Source organism: Microcystis sp. M_QC_C_20170808_M9Col (genome assembly GCF_007095495.1).
Lineage (GTDB): Bacteria > Cyanobacteriota > Cyanobacteriia > Cyanobacteriales > Microcystaceae > Microcystis > Microcystis aeruginosa.
Window position 1 is genome coordinate 1 of sequence record NZ_SFBZ01000123.1, and the last position, 16,053, is coordinate 16,053.

Consider the following 16,053-nt stretch of genomic DNA (forward strand, 5'->3'; position numbering starts at 1 on the left):
TTCCGCAATATTTATAAATTCTTAAGAATTAATTGAGAAAGATTTTTATTTAACAACGATGTTATCATAGTTACAGCGATTTTACTGAATTTCATAATGGGTTATTCTGTGCTTTTTTGACCAGCAATGGTTGAAACCCTTGCCACACCTAGAAGGGGATCCTAATTGAAGCGGGTAAATCAGTCAATTTCACCCCTAACGATGATCTTTTTTTTGTGTAGTTTTATTGCAAAAAAAAAGTTTTTTTGACAAAAAGCACAAAGTATGATAAGCCCAACCTATTTCTGGCTGCGAGTAATTATTGCAGAGTGGGGAAGTGGGGAAGTGGGGAGAATAAATAAAAGCAATCTCCTGTCTCGGAGTCTCCTGACTTGAAAGAGGGTGTGGGGTGTGGGGTGTGGGGTGTGGGGAAGAAAACCTCTTTCATCTGTGGGGGTGAAAATTTTTTCATCGAGACTGACTCCTGTGAATTGTCCTAGGCGAGAAACTTAACCAACTCCTCTAATTTTTGCCAAGCTAACCCACTGGCTAAAATGTCGCGAGCGAGGGCGAAACCGGCAGCATGGTCGCCAAAAGTGACCTTTTCTGCCACCTGTAGGGCAAGAGAGGCATTAATCGCCACAGCATCCCGTTGAGCCGGTGTTCCCCCCCCTTGCAGGACATTTTTGAGGATTTCGGCATTTTCTGGCACTTCCCCGCCTTTAAGGGCATTTAAACTGGCTCTGGGGATAGCAATTGACAAGGGATCGATCGCCCCAGAAATCACCTCGCCATTATTTAATAAAGCCATATCGGTCAGGTCTCCTAACCCCACCTCGTCGAGTTTTTCCCGGCCGTGAACAATAATCGCCTTTGGGGTTCCCATTTGTGCTAAAGCCGTGGCCATGGGGGTGAGAAATTGCTGGTCATAAACCCCGATAACTTGACCTGTGGGACGGAGAGGATTAACTAGAGGACCCAGAAGATTAAAAACCGTGCGAACTTTCAGGGTTTTGCGGAGATTAGCCACACTTTTCAGGGCTGGATGCCAACCGGGGGCAAAAAGAAAGGTCACTCCCACCCCATCTAAAGCCGCTGCTACTTTCTCGCTAGGGGCGCTCAAATTAACCCCAAGATATTCTAAAACATCGGCCGAACCGACCTTGCTGGAAGCCGAGCGATTGCCGTGTTTAGCCACTTTGACACCCCCGGCGGCCGCCACAAAAGCCACAGCAGTGGAAATATTAAAAGTTGCAGCCCCGTCACCGCCGGTGCCACAGGTATCGATAACGGGAGTGGTATGGGGTTTAGGGTCTTCTAAGCGAGATTGTTGCCGTAAAACTCCGGCCATTCCCGCTAATTCCGCGGCCGAGACTCCTTTTGCTTGCAAAGCCGCTAAAATCGCCCCCGATAAAACTTCTGGAATCTGGCCGTTTAACCATCCGGTCATTAATTCTTCAGCTTGGTTAAGGGAAAGGGATTTTCGATCGAGTAGTTGCTGCAGTAGGTTTGGCCAGTCTGGAGTGGTCATCGCTGTTCCATTGGTGTCGGGATGGGGCGATATACTATCATAGCGGTTTGTCGGGAGAATCGATCGCTCCTAGTAATTTTTACTTTAAATCGAGCAAACCCTGTTCTTTTAACTTGGGATTAAAACGAATTTCCATCTGTACTCCCCGTTTTTCTAGGGTTGATAAAATATCGTTTTCTACTCGTCTGGATAGCTGTTTTAATAACTTGATTTGCCCCAATTCGTCAGCACTTTGATAAAATTCTTTTTCTGTCTCAGTCATGGCTAATTTAGCATCAATTGGTTCTGTCCAGAGTTTTTCATTGTCGATTACTGCCTGACTTTCTCTTAGCCAAGCTTGTTTAATCGATTCGAGAATAGTCCGATTAGGACGATCAATCAACTGTATTTTTAGCCAATAACAAGCTTGGGGCTGTCGGGCAAGATGTTGTTTTAAACTGAGATAAATATCACGAGAATAGCCGACAAACTCTAAGACTTGTTCTCGATCAAAAATGGCATAAACCCCGATTTTTCCCTGGAAATCAGCACAGATATTACCCGTGGTATCTAGGTAGGGAATATATTCTAATTGTTCGAGATTAGCCAAAGTATCAGACTCATTCATAATTAATCGTCCCTAATTGGTTGGAGATAGCTAAATTATACCTAAGTTGGAATTTTATATTCCGGGCTGTGGCTAACCCAGTAGGGTAAATTCACAGTTAGACTGACAGTTTATCTGTCCGGGAGTGAACTAAAGGTTAATGGAGTCGGTGTGATCGTTTTCTGATTCTGGAAGGTTAAGAAGTTGACCGTTTTTGACAAGAGGCACTATGAGCAAGTGTTAGTAAAATTAATATTGATCAACTGCTTGCCCTTTAAAATTGTACCAAAAAGTTTTAGGCTAAATTAGTCCCCAAAAATGATCAATTCTCAATGCCTACTGCTTCTCTTAACGAAATTGTTCACGCGGCCCTAAGTGGTCAAGTGGTTTCTTTTCCCACGGATACAGTTCCCGCTTTAGCAGTTTCTCCCCCCTATGCTGCCTTAGTTTTTGCCGCTAAAAAACGGACTTTTGATAAACCTTTAATTCTCATGGCCGCCTCAGCAGCAGATTTATGGGATTATGTCAAGGGAAATCAGGAAGAAAGGGAAATTTGGCGGCAAATGACCGAAAAATACTGGCCCGGCTCCCTAACTTTGGTTTTACCCGCTTCTGAAAAAGTACCAAAAGTTCTTAACCCGAAGGATCCTAGCACGATTGGTATCCGAGTTCCCGCTCATGCGATCGCAAGAGAAATTCTCGGTCGAACTGGTGTTTTAGCGACCACAAGTGCTAATCTGTCAGGACAAGAGCCTTTATTGACTCCAGAAGCGATTATGACTACTTTTCCCTCGGTGACGGTGTTAGCGCCCACAGAAAGGCAAGCATGGGGAATAATCAATAGTGGACAACCCTCCACCGTCGCGCGTTGGCAATGTCAAGGATGGGATATCTTACGACAAGGGGCAGTTTTTCTGTAAATATGGACGATATTGACGCTTTAAAACGGGAATTACAGCAAACTCGCCTCGCTTATCAGATGGCCGTGGCAATTAATCACCTCAAAAGCAGTTTTTTGGGACGGGTTGCCCACGAATTGCGATCGCCATTGAGCAGTATGATCAGTCTCCATCAACTGATTCTCGCCGATCTTTGTGAAAGTCCGGCCGAGGAAAGGGAATTTATCGCCCAGGGGCAACTGGCGGGCTGTAAACTGATGGCAATGCTCGATGAGATGATTAATCTTTCTAAACTAGAGTCTGGTAATATACCTCTCGATCGAGAAATTTTTTCTTTAACTAAACTCTGGCAAGATTGGGCAAGTCTAACCTATTTACAGGCAGCTAATCGCAATACTAAGCTTAAATTTAGCCCTTTAACCGATGATATTGCTATTATTGCCGATTATCAGCGTTTATCCTCCGCTCTTGTCCTTCTCGTCGATGCAGCGATCGCCAACTTAACGAGTGGCTCTATTTGTATATCGGTAAGTGCCCTTGGCGAGAAAAAAGTCACTATTACCCTAGAATTTCCGGGGGAAATCGCTCTCTGGCAAATGCCAGAAATTTCCCCTTTGAGTTTAGAATCAAAGCCAGAAGAAGTAAAACAATTTACTCAAGCTCTCGGTCTTTCTCCCGGTCTTAAATTTCAGTTAGCGAAAGGCATTATCGAAGTCTCGGGGGGGGAAATGAGCTTAGATCAAATCGATAACAATAGTCAGGACAAGCTCACACGGATCGTTTTTTCTTTACCTCGATCGCCGGATAGGAAAACTCCTCGGGATAACGATTAAATAATACCATCGTCGTGGTGGCGTTGCTTTGGAAACCAATGCGCCGGTAAAAATTTTCTTGATTAGTAGTCATCAAATAGACTCTTTCCACCCGATTTATTCGGGGATGGGCCAAGACTGTTTCTACTAATTTACGCCCTAAACCCGCTCCCTGATAATCGGGATGAACGATCACATCCCAAATAGTTGCCCGATAAATGCCGTCAGAAATGGCGCGAGCAAAACCAATTAATTGCCGCTCATTCCACACCGTCACCACCGGATCACTATAGTCAATTGCGGTTTCTAAATCTTCTAAACGGCGATCGATTGCCCAAAATGCGGTTAAATTAAATAATTCTCGTAGTTGCGATAGATCTATCTTGCTTTTATCCTCGTCAAACTGAATCTGACTACAATCAACCATGATATTTCCTTAGTCTAAGACTAAAAAATAAAAGAGGATTCACGCTCGATCGGACTGATTTATGAGCAATTTCCCCTCATCTATGTGTTTGATTATACTCAATGCCTCAGATAATCTCTAGTTGATTTATCGTGATTTCTTGACAAGTCAGGATTCAGGATTCAGGAGTCAGGAGGAGATAGGGTGATAGGGTTTTGGGGTGATAGGGTTGAGACAGCTTCCCCACTTCCCCATTACCCCACTTCCCCATTACCCCACTTCCCCATTACCCCACTTCCCCACACCCCACACCCCACACCCCACTTCCCACTTCCCACACCCCACTTCCCACACCAATGCTTAACAATCAAAGATCTTCGCCAGTGTCTGTCATTTGTTTAGGGGAAATCCTCTCTGATCTAATTGCCGATCAAAGCGAGCGCTCTATAGAGCAAGTGACTTCTTGGACAACCTATGCCGGGGGTGCGCCGGCAAACGTGGCCTGTGGATTGCGAAAATTGGGCATAAATTCGGCTTTTATCGGTTGTGTGGGCAAAGATCAACGAGGGGAACAGTTAATCGCCTTGCTAGACGCTCTCGGAGTCGATACTACTGGTGTACAGTATCATGCCACCCTACCCACCCGACAAGTTTATGTCACCCGCGATGCTGGGGGAGACAGACATTTTGCGGGTTTTGGCGGCATTAAAACGACGGATTTTGCCGATACTGCCCTTAATGGTGACTTATTAGCCGAAAATCTGTTTAAAAATGCCGATTATCTAGTGATGGGAACCCTAGGGTTAGCCTATCCCCCGGCGAGAGCGGCGATGATGCGCGCCCTCGAATTAGCTAAAATTTACGGGGTGAAAGTATTGATCGATATCAACTGGCGGCCGGTTTTTTGGCCTAATCTTGAGGCCGCTCCCGATCGGATTCGAGATTTTATCTTCCGGGCCGATTTGCTCAAATGTAGCGAGGAAGAAGCCGCATGGTTATTTGGCACTGATACCCCCGGAGAAATATCATCACAATACCCCAATTTAGGGGCAATTCTGGTTACTGGCGGCGCAAAAGGTTGTAAATATCATTTAGGCAAAAATAGCGGCACTGTCGAGGCTTTTCCCGGGGAGGTGGTGGATACAACCGGGGCAGGAGATGGCTTTGTGGCGGGTTTTTTGGCTCGTGCCGGTCTTGGAGGCGATAAAATTGGGGAAAATGCCGATTTAGCCCGTAAGGCGGTGATTTATGCCTGTGCGGTGGGGACAATGGTGACAGGGGGGGCAGGAGCGATCGCATCCCAACCGACTCGGGAACAGCTGGAGGAGTTTCTAGCGGCCTTTGACTCCTAGAAATTAGCCCTTATTTGCCAGTTTTTTGGTCAAACCAGTCTAAAACCCGATTCCATGCCCACCAGCGATCGCTATCGCCCCACTGACGCTGACAGGATAAACTGCTGATATAACCCACATGACCACCGTGGTTGGTTAAGAGTAGATCCACGTGGGGATTATCAGCGATCGCTGCTTGCAGATCGGGAATAACTGCGGGGGAAAAGAGGGGATCATCGGCCGCGTAGAGGATAAAAGTGGGTTTAGTTAAATAGGGTTGAAAGGGCAAGGGACTACTAGCGGCATAATAGTCATAGACTGTCTCAAATCCTAGCTTTTTAATCACTAATTCTCGATCGAATCCGGCAATCGTGGTGGCGCGAGTAATTGCTTCGGGATCGATATGATCGGGATGAGCCTTATGGATGCGTTTGGCTAACTTGCGTAATTCCCTGGCGATCGCTTTTTCCAAATGTTTCCCCCAGGGATCCCGGACGAGATAGGATAAAGAACGATTAGAGTCTAAATTAGGACAAATTACCGCACCACCGCCGATATCGACGGGATCGATCCCCATATCTTCCTGATTCTCTGCCGATTTAATTCCCCAGAGGGCTAATTGTCCCCCCAGAGAGTAACCTGTGAACCAAAAAGGAGCAGGACAGCCCATTTTTTGGGCTTGGGCGGCAATATGAAGGAAATCTAGCCCTTCATAGATGCCATCGGAGGTGAGAGTCGGGGATAATTCGGCTGTCTTACCGTGGGCCCGCCAATCGAAGAGGACGACTGCGTAGTTTCTTGCTACGGCTTTTCTGCCTAAAATTCTTAAAAACCATTGATTATCTAAGTCTCCCGTGATGCCGTAGGTGCCGATAATTGTTCCTTTCGCTTGCGGGGGAATGGAAACAATCCCGTAGATAGGGACGGCATTGGCCCCGGTGAAAATGGTTTCTTGATAGACTGGTTCGGGAATAGCGATCGTATTTTGCCAGGTTTCTCGCGCTTTTAGGGACACATAGAGAGTCATGGCAAAACCGTTTTTCAGCAATGGGGGCGGAGTGTAGGTGAGATTATCGGTCTTCGTCCTCGGATGGGCAATCATAGCAGCACAGGGGAATCAAAAAGTCAAGAGGGGGAGACAAAAATTAACTTATGCCCACCGCTTTCTTAAAAATTGTAAAGCAAATTGTCCCAAGCGGCGAGCAACTCTGGCAGGGCAGTGGCCGACCAATTGCCCTCACAACCGCGACCTTGATAGAGAATAAATCGCAGGGAATAATTATCGGGAAATCCTGCCGCTTCTAACCATAAAAGCTCGCTTTCCGCTTCACAAGCAATACTTTCTTCATCCATTAATTCTGTGGCCATGGCCGCCATAGTTGCGGTCAATTGTGATAGTAACCGACGCAAATCTTGCCACTCGGCCTCGGTCAATTCGATCGCCCAATCATCGCCACCAATTAATCCTTTATAAACGGCTGCCTTAGAATCCCAACCGAGTCGCCAACCTGAACCATATTTGAGAATTTTTTCCATAATTTTCTAGAATTTTAATAGGTCGGCATCTCCCGGTTTTGATAAAGATGGACGACGGGGAGAAGGACTAGGAGAAGGGCTAGGATTGGGGGTTTCTTGGGGGAGAATGGCAGGGTTATAAATTTCGACTAGAAGGGTGACTAACTGCTGCCGTTGACGACGATTAAGACTGTTAATCGCTTTGATATCGGCAGCCATGGGATTAACGGTAAGGGTTGCTTGTCCGGGATAGTTTTCTTCGCTGATTTTCTCGTTCACTCCTAGATAATCCCCTAGGGTTAATTGCCAATCAAAACGGATGAGAGTAAACCTTTTTTTTGTATCTTGATGATAACGAAGAAAGCGACTTATTAAAGTATTATTCGGATCGATCACCCCTGTATCTCGACGGGTATAGTTGTTTTCTTTCGGTAAATCTGGCATTGCTTGATAAATTTGTTGAGCAACTGTTTCGGGTCGTTGAATTTGGCTCATCCCGGGGGATTGCCACGATAAACCCCAGAAAAATATCCCTATTCCTAGCCAGAATAATAATATTATTATTTGCTTAATTTTCAGCTTTTGAGGGAATTTTAACAGCATATTAATCAAGAAAAGATTGAAGTTAATTATCTAGCACCAGTGGTAATTTTTCAGGAACAATTCAAGGGATGCTGTACTGCATTTAAACTGCGTATTGTCATCTGTAGTACAAATGCTCAACCCCCCTCTCCCTGCTCCCATGAAGTCTTAACGAGTAATTCAGATAGTCAACAGCTTAGTCATCCCCATCATAGCAAAGAGCGGACACGATCGAGAGGCCAGTAAACTTTATAGGCTTGACCAACGATATAACTTTCCGGCAAAAAACCCCAAGCATGGGAATCAAAACTATGGTTACGATTATCTCCCAAAACAAACAGGGTTTTTGGGGGTACAGTCATAAATTCTATTTCATAATTGGCCAACTCGGCGGTGTAGGGTTCCTCGATAACTTGCCAGTTGAGATAAACTTTACCCCTGCGGATTTCAATGGTATCCCCAGAAATAGCGATGACTCGTTTGATAAAAAAATCTCCAGAATTAGGCTCTAGTTGCTTAATTTTTTCGGGAGTTCTAAAAACAATTATATCGCCTCTTTTCGCTTGATAATTACCAGATTGACTGACGAAAATGCGATCACCTACTGCGAGGGTAGGCAGCATGGATTCGCTCGGAATCTCGAAAAATTCTATTCTTTGATCTAACCAATCGGGAAAATAATTACAGATAATTCCCCAAGTAAAAATTGCTGCCACCATCAGCGCCAAAATGGAACGATAGGTGTGACGATGGGGATGAAATTGATCGGGGAAAGTGTGATAAACATGATAAACAGCGATTGCTGTAATTAAAGGGGTAAGAAAGAGTATATTGTCCAAAAAATGCTCCATTTTTAGGGTAATCAGGGATATAGTCAGAAAAATTATCCCTAAGATCACCTTATCGGCGTACAATTGCCCTAACCCCGGTATAATCCGGTTAGCGAAGACGGCAAACCATGGGTTTTTTTGTTGGCGGGGAATTTTCTCTAAGCTGTTATTCTGTCTGGAATAATAAACAGTCCAGTGAGCGTCAAAAATATTGCTAATGTAAACGATAACCAGAGCAACTATTCCCCCTAATCCCCAGCTTACATGGCCATTGTGGCTAAAAATTGACCAAATTGTCACAATTATTAATATTACTTGAGCGATTGCCAAAAGGGTTGCTTTTTGGTTTTTGTTAGCATACCATTGTCCCAAACCGGGGAAAAACATCGAGAGATTGACCGCTAACCAGGGATCTTTTGCTTGTGAATTAGTCGCATAAGGACGAGAAACAGCCGAAAAAAGGGAGGGTTTGCTCATAGTATAGACCTATTGCCAATTCAGTAAACAGAGTGATCAGTAAACAGTAAACAGTAAACAGTGAACAGTTAACTTAAAACCCAAGTCTGATAACTGATAACTGGTAACTGATAACTATTATAGCAACCAACAAAACTTAATGCTTTTACTTCAATTTAGCACCTCTCATTACTGTCGCAAAGCTCGTTTAGCCCTAGGTTATAAGGGGATTGATTACCAAGTAGAAAATCTCACCCCCGGACTACATATCCTCAAACTCAGGCCTCTAACCAAAGGGTTAACCACTGTCCCCGTTTTAATGGCAGCAGATGAGATTATTGCCGATTCTACTGCCATTTTAAAATATTTAGAAAAAGTAGTTCCTTTCCCCTCTTTTATTCCCGCTGGGGAAAAGGAGAAAAATCAAGCTTGGTTACTAGAGGATTGGTTAGATGAAAGTATTGGAGTAGCGACGAGATTTGTCTATTATAATTATCGCGCTGGAGAGGGAAAAGCGATCGATCCTTCCCTGAGTAGTCAAATAATTATTAATATCGTGCGACAACAATATAAAATCACCCCGGCAAGGGTAAAACTAGCGGAGGAGCGACTAGAAAATGCCCTCAAGATTCTAGAATATTGGCAAAATCAGCCCTATTTGGTGGCGGATAAATTAAGTGTAGCCGATATTGCCGCCACTGCCCTACTCAGTCCTCTGGCTCTAATTCCCAGTTATCGTCAAAAATATCCCTGGTTGTTTGCTAGAATCGGGGAAATTCATCAACAGTGTCGAGAAAAATTGCCCCCCGGTTTAAATTAAATGCAGCGAACGACAAAAATTATCATCCTCATCTCGATCGGTTTCTTATCGCCACTAAAAGCCCTTGCTTTGCCCTCTCCCGAAGATATTCCCGAAGAAGTTTTACGAGCAGAAATTATCACTTCGGCTCGCTCGCCCCTTGATAATCAACCCCTAACTGCGGCAGAATATGCCTTACTAGAAGAACAATTAGCCACCAGCATTTATCCCCCCCAAATTAATCCCAAGATTCGACAATTAATTGCCCTGAGAAGATTACAAAAATTCCTCCAGATATTGATACCTTTCTATCGTTAAAATCAAAATAGTCAATCTCCTTTGGCAAGAGTGCCTATGCTAACCGAAAAGTTTAGAGAGGATTAGATCAAGGCGATCGCTTTTATCGCCAGCAGACAAAAATCCCGTGTTATGATTAATGAAAAAATCATAAAGTTTTGTAACAAACCTTGACTGCTATCCTCCGCCCCCAAGAAAAGCCCCTGCTTAATCGTCCTTGGTACTCCCTGTCCCCTCTCTGGCAAGGAGACGAAACCGATGTTAAACAAGGTTTACCCCATAGCCAACTCGCACCCCCGTGGCAGATTTTAATTCTCGGCGATGGTTCTCCCACCCGTCATTTACAACTTTTAACCGGTGAAAAAACGGAAGTGGATGTGATCGATATGTCCCCCATCGGCGACGATGAGGATGGCGCACCGATGAAAATTAGCCTGATTCCGGGGCCGAGATTGCGTCGTCAAGTCTGGTTACGCACAGCTAGTGGTCAAAGGTTAGCCTATGCCGCTTCTTGGTGGTCTGTCAATCAAGTGGACGAATATCTAGAAAATCGTTCCCTACCGATTTGGGAAAGTCTCTCGCGGCTGCACACGGAATTGTATCGCGATGTGCAGGGACTTTATTACGGTCATTCCCCGGAATTAGAAATAGCTTTTGGGGAAAAAGGAGCATTTTGGGGTCGTCATTACCTATTTTGGCACGCTCGCCAACCCCTTACCCTGATTTACGAGGTTTTTTCTCCCTATCTCCGTAAATACCTCGGCGAAATGAGAATTGATCAATTAGGATAACTGCCGTAGATATTTCTATGTAGGGTTTACTGAATAAAGCTAAAAACCTTGTTGGATAATATCTTTAGGCTTTTTTGAAATCAAAAAGTGGGGGAAATTTAGGCACTTTTTCCCTGAAAATTAGGTAATTGGCCACCTCAAAACTGGTAAAACCCCACACCCCACCTGCCCCCCCGATGTCGGGGGGGTTGGGGGGGCCACACCCTACCCCCACGAAAAACTTTTTGCCGCAAACCCTAGTTAAGCTTTGGAGAGAATTAAATGATTTTTCTCCGTTAATTTTGCCATCCAACCCGGTTCAATCACAATCGTGCTGATTTTTTCGATAATAATTGCGGGTCCTGCCAGACAATCAAAAGGTTGCAGCTCTGAACGCTGATAAATTGGCGTTTCTCGCCATTGATTAGCCAGAAAAACCGCTACTCGATCGAGGATAGGAGGTAATTCTCCCATCGGACGGGAGCGAGTTAAAATTGCTTCTTTGGGACTGTCCATAGTCTGGATCAATTCCACGGCAATCGACTCAACAATTAAAGCTTTTTGTTCTTGCTTAAACCCATAACGTCTTTGATGTTCCCGTTCAAAATCCTGACGCATTTGATCGCTAAAATTAACCGCTAAAGTGGCATCACTGCCTTGATATTTTAAACTAACTTGCTGCCGCACCTGATTATAATCCTCTAATTCCCGACCCGCTAAAACTTCTAATTCGTTCATTTCCGTGAGCAACTGCCCGATTAAATCGGCATTTAACGGCTGTTCGATCGCTTTTTCTTTAATTACCCTCAAATCGGCCAAACCCATGCCGTAGGCGCTTAAAACTCCAGCGTAGGGATGGAGAAAAATACTTTTCATTCCCAGAGTATCGGCAATTAAACAGGCCACTTGACCCCCGGCACCGCCAAAGGTACAAAGAGTATAATCACTGAGATCATAACCCTTTTGTAGAGAGATTTTTTTAATCGCATTAGCCATATTTTCCACGGCAATTTGAATAAACCCCGCAGCCAGCAGTTCAGGACTATTATTACCCCCCATTGTTGCCGCTAATTCGTGAAACTTTGTCAGCACAATCTCTTTATCTAGGGGTAAATTTCCCTCTTGTCCAAAAATAGCGGGAAAATAGGCAGCTTGAATTTTTCCTAACAAAACATTAGCATCGGTAATTGTTAATGGTCCACCCCGTCGATAACAGGCAGGTCCCGGATTAGCTCCGGCACTTTCTGGTCCGACCCGAAAACGATAACCATCATAGACTAAAATCGAACCTCCACCAGCGGCTACGGTGTGAATACTTAACATCGGCGCTCGCATTCTTACGCCAGCAATTTCGTTATCTGTTTGGCGCTCGTATTCCCCTTGAAAATGAGAAACATCGGTGCTAGTTCCCCCCATATCAAAACTGATAATTTTGCTAAATCCTGCCCTTAAACTGGTTTGTACTGCCCCGACTATTCCCCCCGCAGGACCAGATAAAATGCTATCTTTACCCTGAAATTTATCGGCGGTGACTAAACCGCCATCGGATTTCATAAATAGTAAGCTAGTTTTCGGTAATTGCTGGCTAATACTATCAACATAGCGGCGTAAAATTGGCGATAAATAGGCAGAGACTACCGTGGTATCTCCCCGGGATACCAGTTTCATTAAAGGACTGACTTGATGGGAAATGGCTAGATGAGTAAAGCCGATTTCTTCGGCAATGGCTGCCACTTGTTTTTCGTGGTCAGGATAACGATAACTGTGCATAAAAACAATCGCACAACTGCGGATACCCGCTTGATAAACTGGTATTAAATCGGCTTTAACTTGGGCGGGATTAACGGTGATTAATTCCTGTCCTTGACTATCGTAGCGTTCGGCCACTTCGATAACTTGTTCGTATAATAAAGAAGGAAGAATAATTTGACGGGCAAAAATATCGGGGCGATTTTGATAGCCAATTCTCAAGGCATCTTTAAAACCTTTGGTGATTAACAAAACCGTGCGCTCTCCTTTTCTTTCTAACAGCGCATTGGTGGCTACCGTTGTTCCCATTTTAATCACTTCGATGTTATCTAGGGAACCGCTAATATCTTTGATCCCTTGAATGACTGCATCCGAGTATTTTTCGGGATTCTCCGAGAGCAGTTTATATAGAACAATCCACTGTTGATCAGCAAGGGGAACAATCAGAAATCTAGCGGCATCTCTAGCTAGTCGTTCCATAATTTCTGGTCGATCGATTATCGCCACTATATCGGTAAAAGTTCCCCCTCGATCGATAAAAAATTTTAACATAATCCCTTCCAGTTCTCAGAATCAATTAACAATTGCGCCTAATCCTTTTAAAATAAACTAGATTGATCTATCTGAGTAAGCAAAATGTCCACAGGAATCGCTATTTTAGGGGTAGGACGTTGGGGAGTGCATTACGTCCGTCATTTTTCTCAACATCCCTCAGCACAAGTAGTGGCGATCGTTGACTCCTCCCCTGAAAAACTTCATCTCTGTCGCGATCAATTTAATCTCGATACTAATAAGGTTATTTTAGCCAATGACTGGGAATCTATTCGCAATCACCCCGAAATCTCGGCTGTGGTCGTCGTTACTCCCGCCATCAGTCATTATCCCCTGATTAAAGATGCTCTTAATTTAAGTTATCACGTCCTCGCCGAAAAACCCTTAACCCTCAATCCCCAAGAATGTGCCGAATTAACGGCATTAGCGGCGCAAAAACAGCGTATTTTATTAGTTGATCATACCTATCTTTTTCATCCGGCCGTTATCACCGGACAAAAAGTCCTGCAATCCGGGGGTATCGGTAAACCTCTTTATGGTTATGCCACTCGCACCCACCTGGGGCCAGTTCGTCAGGATGTGTCCGCTTTGTGGGATCTAGCTATTCACGATATCTCGATTTTTAATCATTGGTTAAATAGTACACCAGTATTAATTCAGGCACGAGGAACGGTTTGGCTACAACCTAATCTAGCCGATTTAGTCTGGTTAACCCTGATCTATGGCGATGGTTTTCAAGCGACTATTCACCTTTGTTGGTTGAATCCCGATAAACAGCGACGTTTAGGGATAGTTGGCAGCGAAGGGACTTTAATTTTCAATGAATTAGACTCTCGATCGCCTTTAACGCGACAAAAGGGCTATTTTGAACGTCAGGAAGCCTATTTTATTCCCCGGGGACAGGAGACGGAATCTATCCCTATTGCCGATGGTGAACCCCTAAAAGCATTGTGCGAACATTTTCTAGAGTCGGTGGCTACGGGTGTCAATTCTCCTGTATCTTCGGGATCGGTAGGGACGGAATTAGTCAAAATCCTCCAGGCAGCAGAATTATCTCTAGCCAGAGGTGGAGAGATCGTGCGCTTAGAATAGGGAAACATGGGATTGATAAGTAGGGTCTGCTGAAAAAGTTTTTCGTGGGGACAGGGTGTGGGGTGTGGGGTGTGGGGTGTGAAGTATAACCTGATTTGCTATTGACGAGGAGTTTGTACGGCGTTAGATTTATTAGAGGTTTTCTTAATTTGTACCCAGTAAGGGGGTATCGGAAATTCTGTTAATCCTTCCTGCAGCACAGGTTATGGCTTTTTGTCAATGGGGAAGTCCAGAACCCGATCGGTGCGTAGCGCGCTCGATCGCTAACGGCTCAAATCAGCGACGGCATTAGAAAGCAAGCTCGGCAGCGACGAATTGCGACCGTCCGCTGCCACGCAGTGTTAGCTGGTGGTTCAAGGAAATAACTCAAAGTAATCGCAGTGACTTGGACGAATAATCGAAAAATCTCGGCGATCAAGTGTGTAAACGCGAGTAATAGTAAGCCTTTCAGCTATGGCAATGATCGCTGCATCTGTAAAGTCAAGCTGATTGTCAGCATATTGTTCCAATATCTCATGCACTCGTACCAAGTCTTCTGGGATTACAGGTTCAACTTGAACCGCATCAGGTGTCATACTGGATACAAAACGGCGCATTGCTTGGTGGCCCAATCTTGATGCAATCAGATAGCAGACCTCAGGCAGGACAACGACAGGTAGAACCAATGGCTCATTCACGCTTTGAGCAATAGCCAACACCCGTTGATGATTGCGATCGCCCTGATCGGTCAAGGCAAACAAAAAACTGGTGTCAAGTATCGCCGTCATACTGAATTGCTTGGGTTAAGATTCCAGCCGGACACCGGATCAATCTCATTGCCTAGAATCTCTTCATCACGTTCTGAAATATCCTCTTGACCAGAGTTGCCTAAACCTGCAACTGCAAGCAGAAAACTAGAAGAATGAGTGGTCAGTTCTCTTTGATGGGCTGCTTTATAGCGAAGATAGTCCAGAAAATTAGACAGTTCCACTAAAGCCTCATCAGGGAGAGCCTTGACTGCTTCAATTAGCGGTTGCCGTTCTATGATGCTTCTATCCATTACTAAATCTTAGATTAGGACTTCTCCTATTTTACTCCTCAACTCAACGAACAGGCTCACTTACTAACTATCACAGCAGGTAACACCTGAATACAGTCCGCACAAATTGGCATGAAGTCAAAGATCACAGTTGGGGGTCTGCCGTTAACCTAACCCACCAGAGCGGCGTACTGCTACGCAGTGCCTTCGGCATCGCACTTAGACTCACAGTTTCAATAAATGTGCATGGTGCGTTCCCCAAAATCTCTTGGTGGAGCAGTAGGAGCCATATTAGAGAACGCACCCTACAAGATTGCGATCTGCTACGCAGTGCCTTCGGCATCGCACTACCTTTTTATGTAAAGTCCCAAATCACCGAGGCTATCCCCGTCAGAGTAGCACTGCATTTTATTAATCTCAGTTAGCACACAAGTCTCTTTTAATAGACTAAAAACTCTAATTGAACCATTGGAAAGGACTTGATAATCCCATTTATAGGATGCCCCAACCAAACCAGTTTTCAGCTCTTGGTAATCATGAACTTTACCATCTTTTTGAAAGACCCTATATTTAGAAATGTATTCATTACTAAGTCCCACATTGTACCATCTTCCTATATAATTTTGCTTGGCTGCAACAGGAGTGCTGTGAATATTCCACCCAAATGTAGAAACTATGGCGGTGGTGGTCATCAGTAATTTATGCAGTTTTTTCATGGTAATGTCCTGAATAAATAGGGGCTGCTGAAAAAGTTTTTCGTGGGGGCAGGGTGTGGGGTGTGGGGTGTGGGGTGTGGGGTTTTACCCATTTTCAGGTGGTCAATTACCTAATTTTCAGGGAAAAAATCCC

Annotated in this window: 18 protein-coding genes; 7 read left to right on the forward strand and 11 right to left on the reverse strand. The window is 44.6% G+C overall.

The features are described 5' to 3' along the window. Positions 1–475: 475 nt before the first annotated feature. Together trpD and EWV68_RS07500 are read right to left on the reverse strand one after the other, a co-directional pair. On the reverse strand, positions 476–1,510 hold the full coding sequence (gene trpD / locus EWV68_RS07495) for an anthranilate phosphoribosyltransferase (RefSeq protein ID WP_061430585.1): 1,035 nt from the start codon (positions 1,508–1,510) through the stop codon (positions 476–478). A gap of 79 nt (positions 1,511–1,589) precedes the next feature. Further along, positions 1,590–2,117: a GIY-YIG nuclease family protein gene (locus tag EWV68_RS07500; protein ID WP_287169363.1), complete on the reverse strand. Its 528-nt coding sequence runs from the start codon at positions 2,115–2,117 to the stop codon at positions 1,590–1,592. A gap of 311 nt (positions 2,118–2,428) precedes the next feature. Between EWV68_RS07500 and EWV68_RS07505 the strand changes: the two genes are divergently transcribed. Both EWV68_RS07505 and EWV68_RS07510 read left to right on the forward strand, forming a co-directional pair. Next, the gene (locus EWV68_RS07505; protein ID WP_287169364.1) at positions 2,429–3,016 is read left to right on the forward strand and encodes an L-threonylcarbamoyladenylate synthase; all 588 of its coding nucleotides are present in this window, start codon (positions 2,429–2,431) and stop codon (positions 3,014–3,016) included. Further along, complete coding sequence (locus EWV68_RS07510) at positions 2,971–3,828, forward strand: sensor histidine kinase (protein ID WP_287169366.1); 858 nt, start codon at positions 2,971–2,973, stop codon at positions 3,826–3,828. Before EWV68_RS07505 ends, EWV68_RS07510 begins: the two co-directional genes overlap by 46 nt. On the opposite strand, the gene EWV68_RS07515 is transcribed toward EWV68_RS07510, so the two are convergent. Then, positions 3,764–4,234, reverse strand: coding sequence for a GNAT family N-acetyltransferase (locus EWV68_RS07515; protein WP_002758109.1), 471 nt, complete (start codon positions 4,232–4,234; stop codon positions 3,764–3,766). The genes EWV68_RS07510 and EWV68_RS07515 overlap by 65 nt on opposite strands. 335 nt (positions 4,235–4,569) lie before the next feature. Here EWV68_RS07515 and EWV68_RS07520 point away from each other — a divergent pair, with 335 nt between their 5' ends. Continuing rightward, positions 4,570–5,565, forward strand: coding sequence for a carbohydrate kinase family protein (locus EWV68_RS07520; RefSeq protein ID WP_061430581.1), 996 nt, complete (start codon positions 4,570–4,572; stop codon positions 5,563–5,565). Positions 5,566–5,575: 10 nt separating this feature from the next. Here EWV68_RS07520 and EWV68_RS07525 read toward each other — a convergent pair whose 3' ends face one another. The 4 genes from EWV68_RS07525 to lepB all read right to left on the reverse strand — a co-directional run bounded on the left by EWV68_RS07525 (position 5,576) and on the right by lepB (position 8,948). Then, positions 5,576–6,646 carry a YheT family hydrolase gene (locus EWV68_RS07525; RefSeq protein WP_287169367.1) on the reverse strand — a complete coding sequence of 357 codons (1,071 nt, stop codon included), beginning with the start codon at positions 6,644–6,646 and terminating at the stop codon, positions 5,576–5,578. A 65-nt stretch (positions 6,647–6,711) separates the two neighbouring features. After that, entirely contained in the window at positions 6,712–7,080 is a 369-nt protein-coding gene (locus EWV68_RS07530; RefSeq protein ID WP_287169369.1) for a DUF1818 family protein, read from the reverse strand. 6 nt (positions 7,081–7,086) lie between these two features. Continuing rightward, positions 7,087–7,662, reverse strand: a complete 576-nt coding sequence (locus EWV68_RS07535; protein ID WP_287169370.1) for a hypothetical protein — start codon at positions 7,660–7,662, stop codon at positions 7,087–7,089. A gap of 188 nt (positions 7,663–7,850) precedes the next feature. After that, the gene (gene lepB, locus EWV68_RS07540) at positions 7,851–8,948 is read right to left on the reverse strand and encodes a signal peptidase I (protein ID WP_287169372.1); all 1,098 of its coding nucleotides are present in this window, start codon (positions 8,946–8,948) and stop codon (positions 7,851–7,853) included. Between the two features lie 139 nt (positions 8,949–9,087). Between lepB and EWV68_RS07545 the strand changes: the two genes are divergently transcribed. The 3 genes from EWV68_RS07545 (at position 9,088) to EWV68_RS07555 (ending at position 10,814) form a co-directional block, all read left to right on the forward strand. Continuing rightward, entirely contained in the window at positions 9,088–9,747 is a 660-nt protein-coding gene (locus tag EWV68_RS07545) for a glutathione S-transferase family protein (RefSeq protein ID WP_002758118.1), read from the forward strand. Then, positions 9,748–10,044 carry a hypothetical protein gene (locus EWV68_RS07550; RefSeq protein ID WP_002758119.1) on the forward strand — a complete coding sequence of 99 codons (297 nt, stop codon included), beginning with the start codon at positions 9,748–9,750 and terminating at the stop codon, positions 10,042–10,044. 149 nt (positions 10,045–10,193) lie between these two features. Beyond that, complete coding sequence (locus tag EWV68_RS07555) at positions 10,194–10,814, forward strand: chorismate lyase (protein WP_002758121.1); 621 nt, start codon at positions 10,194–10,196, stop codon at positions 10,812–10,814. A 240-nt stretch (positions 10,815–11,054) separates the two neighbouring features. Here the strand turns inward: EWV68_RS07555 and EWV68_RS07560 are convergent, their stop codons facing one another. Beyond that, on the reverse strand, positions 11,055–13,094 hold the full coding sequence (locus EWV68_RS07560) for a hydantoinase/oxoprolinase family protein (RefSeq protein WP_287169373.1): 2,040 nt from the start codon (positions 13,092–13,094) through the stop codon (positions 11,055–11,057). Positions 13,095–13,178: 84 nt separating this feature from the next. Between EWV68_RS07560 and EWV68_RS07565 the strand changes: the two genes are divergently transcribed. Next, a complete protein-coding gene (locus tag EWV68_RS07565; RefSeq protein WP_287169375.1) occupies positions 13,179–14,186 on the forward strand; it encodes a Gfo/Idh/MocA family protein in 1,008 nt (335 codons plus the stop codon). A gap of 353 nt (positions 14,187–14,539) precedes the next feature. Here the strand turns inward: EWV68_RS07565 and EWV68_RS07570 are convergent, their stop codons facing one another. From EWV68_RS07570 to EWV68_RS07580, 3 genes are all read right to left on the reverse strand, one after another. Next, complete coding sequence (locus EWV68_RS07570) at positions 14,540–14,953, reverse strand: type II toxin-antitoxin system VapC family toxin (RefSeq protein WP_002758126.1); 414 nt, start codon at positions 14,951–14,953, stop codon at positions 14,540–14,542. Then, complete coding sequence (locus EWV68_RS07575; RefSeq protein ID WP_061430573.1) at positions 14,950–15,225, reverse strand: hypothetical protein; 276 nt, start codon at positions 15,223–15,225, stop codon at positions 14,950–14,952. Before EWV68_RS07575 ends, EWV68_RS07570 begins: the two co-directional genes overlap by 4 nt. A gap of 326 nt (positions 15,226–15,551) precedes the next feature. Beyond that, positions 15,552–15,896 (reverse strand): hypothetical protein, encoded by a 345-nt coding sequence (locus EWV68_RS07580; RefSeq protein ID WP_287169376.1) that lies wholly within the window; start codon positions 15,894–15,896, stop codon positions 15,552–15,554. Between the last annotated feature and the right edge of the window lie 157 nt (positions 15,897–16,053).

Coding starts and splice junctions, on each gene's coding strand:
- trpD (WP_061430585.1), bottom strand. CDS start 1,510: ATGACCACTCCAGACTGGCCAAACCTACTGCAGCAACTACTCGATCGA.
- EWV68_RS07500 (WP_287169363.1), bottom strand. CDS start 2,117: ATGAATGAGTCTGATACTTTGGCTAATCTCGAACAATTAGAATATATT.
- EWV68_RS07505 (WP_287169364.1), top strand. CDS start 2,429: ATGCCTACTGCTTCTCTTAACGAAATTGTTCACGCGGCCCTAAGTGGT.
- EWV68_RS07510 (WP_287169366.1), top strand. CDS start 2,971: ATGTCAAGGATGGGATATCTTACGACAAGGGGCAGTTTTTCTGTAAAT.
- EWV68_RS07515 (WP_002758109.1), bottom strand. CDS start 4,234: ATGGTTGATTGTAGTCAGATTCAGTTTGACGAGGATAAAAGCAAGATA.
- EWV68_RS07520 (WP_061430581.1), top strand. CDS start 4,570: ATGCTTAACAATCAAAGATCTTCGCCAGTGTCTGTCATTTGTTTAGGG.
- EWV68_RS07525 (WP_287169367.1), bottom strand. CDS start 6,646: ATGATTGCCCATCCGAGGACGAAGACCGATAATCTCACCTACACTCCG.
- EWV68_RS07530 (WP_287169369.1), bottom strand. CDS start 7,080: ATGGAAAAAATTCTCAAATATGGTTCAGGTTGGCGACTCGGTTGGGAT.
- EWV68_RS07535 (WP_287169370.1), bottom strand. CDS start 7,662: ATGCTGTTAAAATTCCCTCAAAAGCTGAAAATTAAGCAAATAATAATA.
- lepB (WP_287169372.1), bottom strand. CDS start 8,948: ATGAGCAAACCCTCCCTTTTTTCGGCTGTTTCTCGTCCTTATGCGACT.
- EWV68_RS07545 (WP_002758118.1), top strand. CDS start 9,088: ATGCTTTTACTTCAATTTAGCACCTCTCATTACTGTCGCAAAGCTCGT.
- EWV68_RS07550 (WP_002758119.1), top strand. CDS start 9,748: ATGCAGCGAACGACAAAAATTATCATCCTCATCTCGATCGGTTTCTTA.
- EWV68_RS07560 (WP_287169373.1), bottom strand. CDS start 13,094: ATGTTAAAATTTTTTATCGATCGAGGGGGAACTTTTACCGATATAGTG.
- EWV68_RS07565 (WP_287169375.1), top strand. CDS start 13,179: ATGTCCACAGGAATCGCTATTTTAGGGGTAGGACGTTGGGGAGTGCAT.
- EWV68_RS07570 (WP_002758126.1), bottom strand. CDS start 14,953: ATGACGGCGATACTTGACACCAGTTTTTTGTTTGCCTTGACCGATCAG.
- EWV68_RS07575 (WP_061430573.1), bottom strand. CDS start 15,225: ATGGATAGAAGCATCATAGAACGGCAACCGCTAATTGAAGCAGTCAAG.
- EWV68_RS07580 (WP_287169376.1), bottom strand. CDS start 15,896: ATGACCACCACCGCCATAGTTTCTACATTTGGGTGGAATATTCACAGC.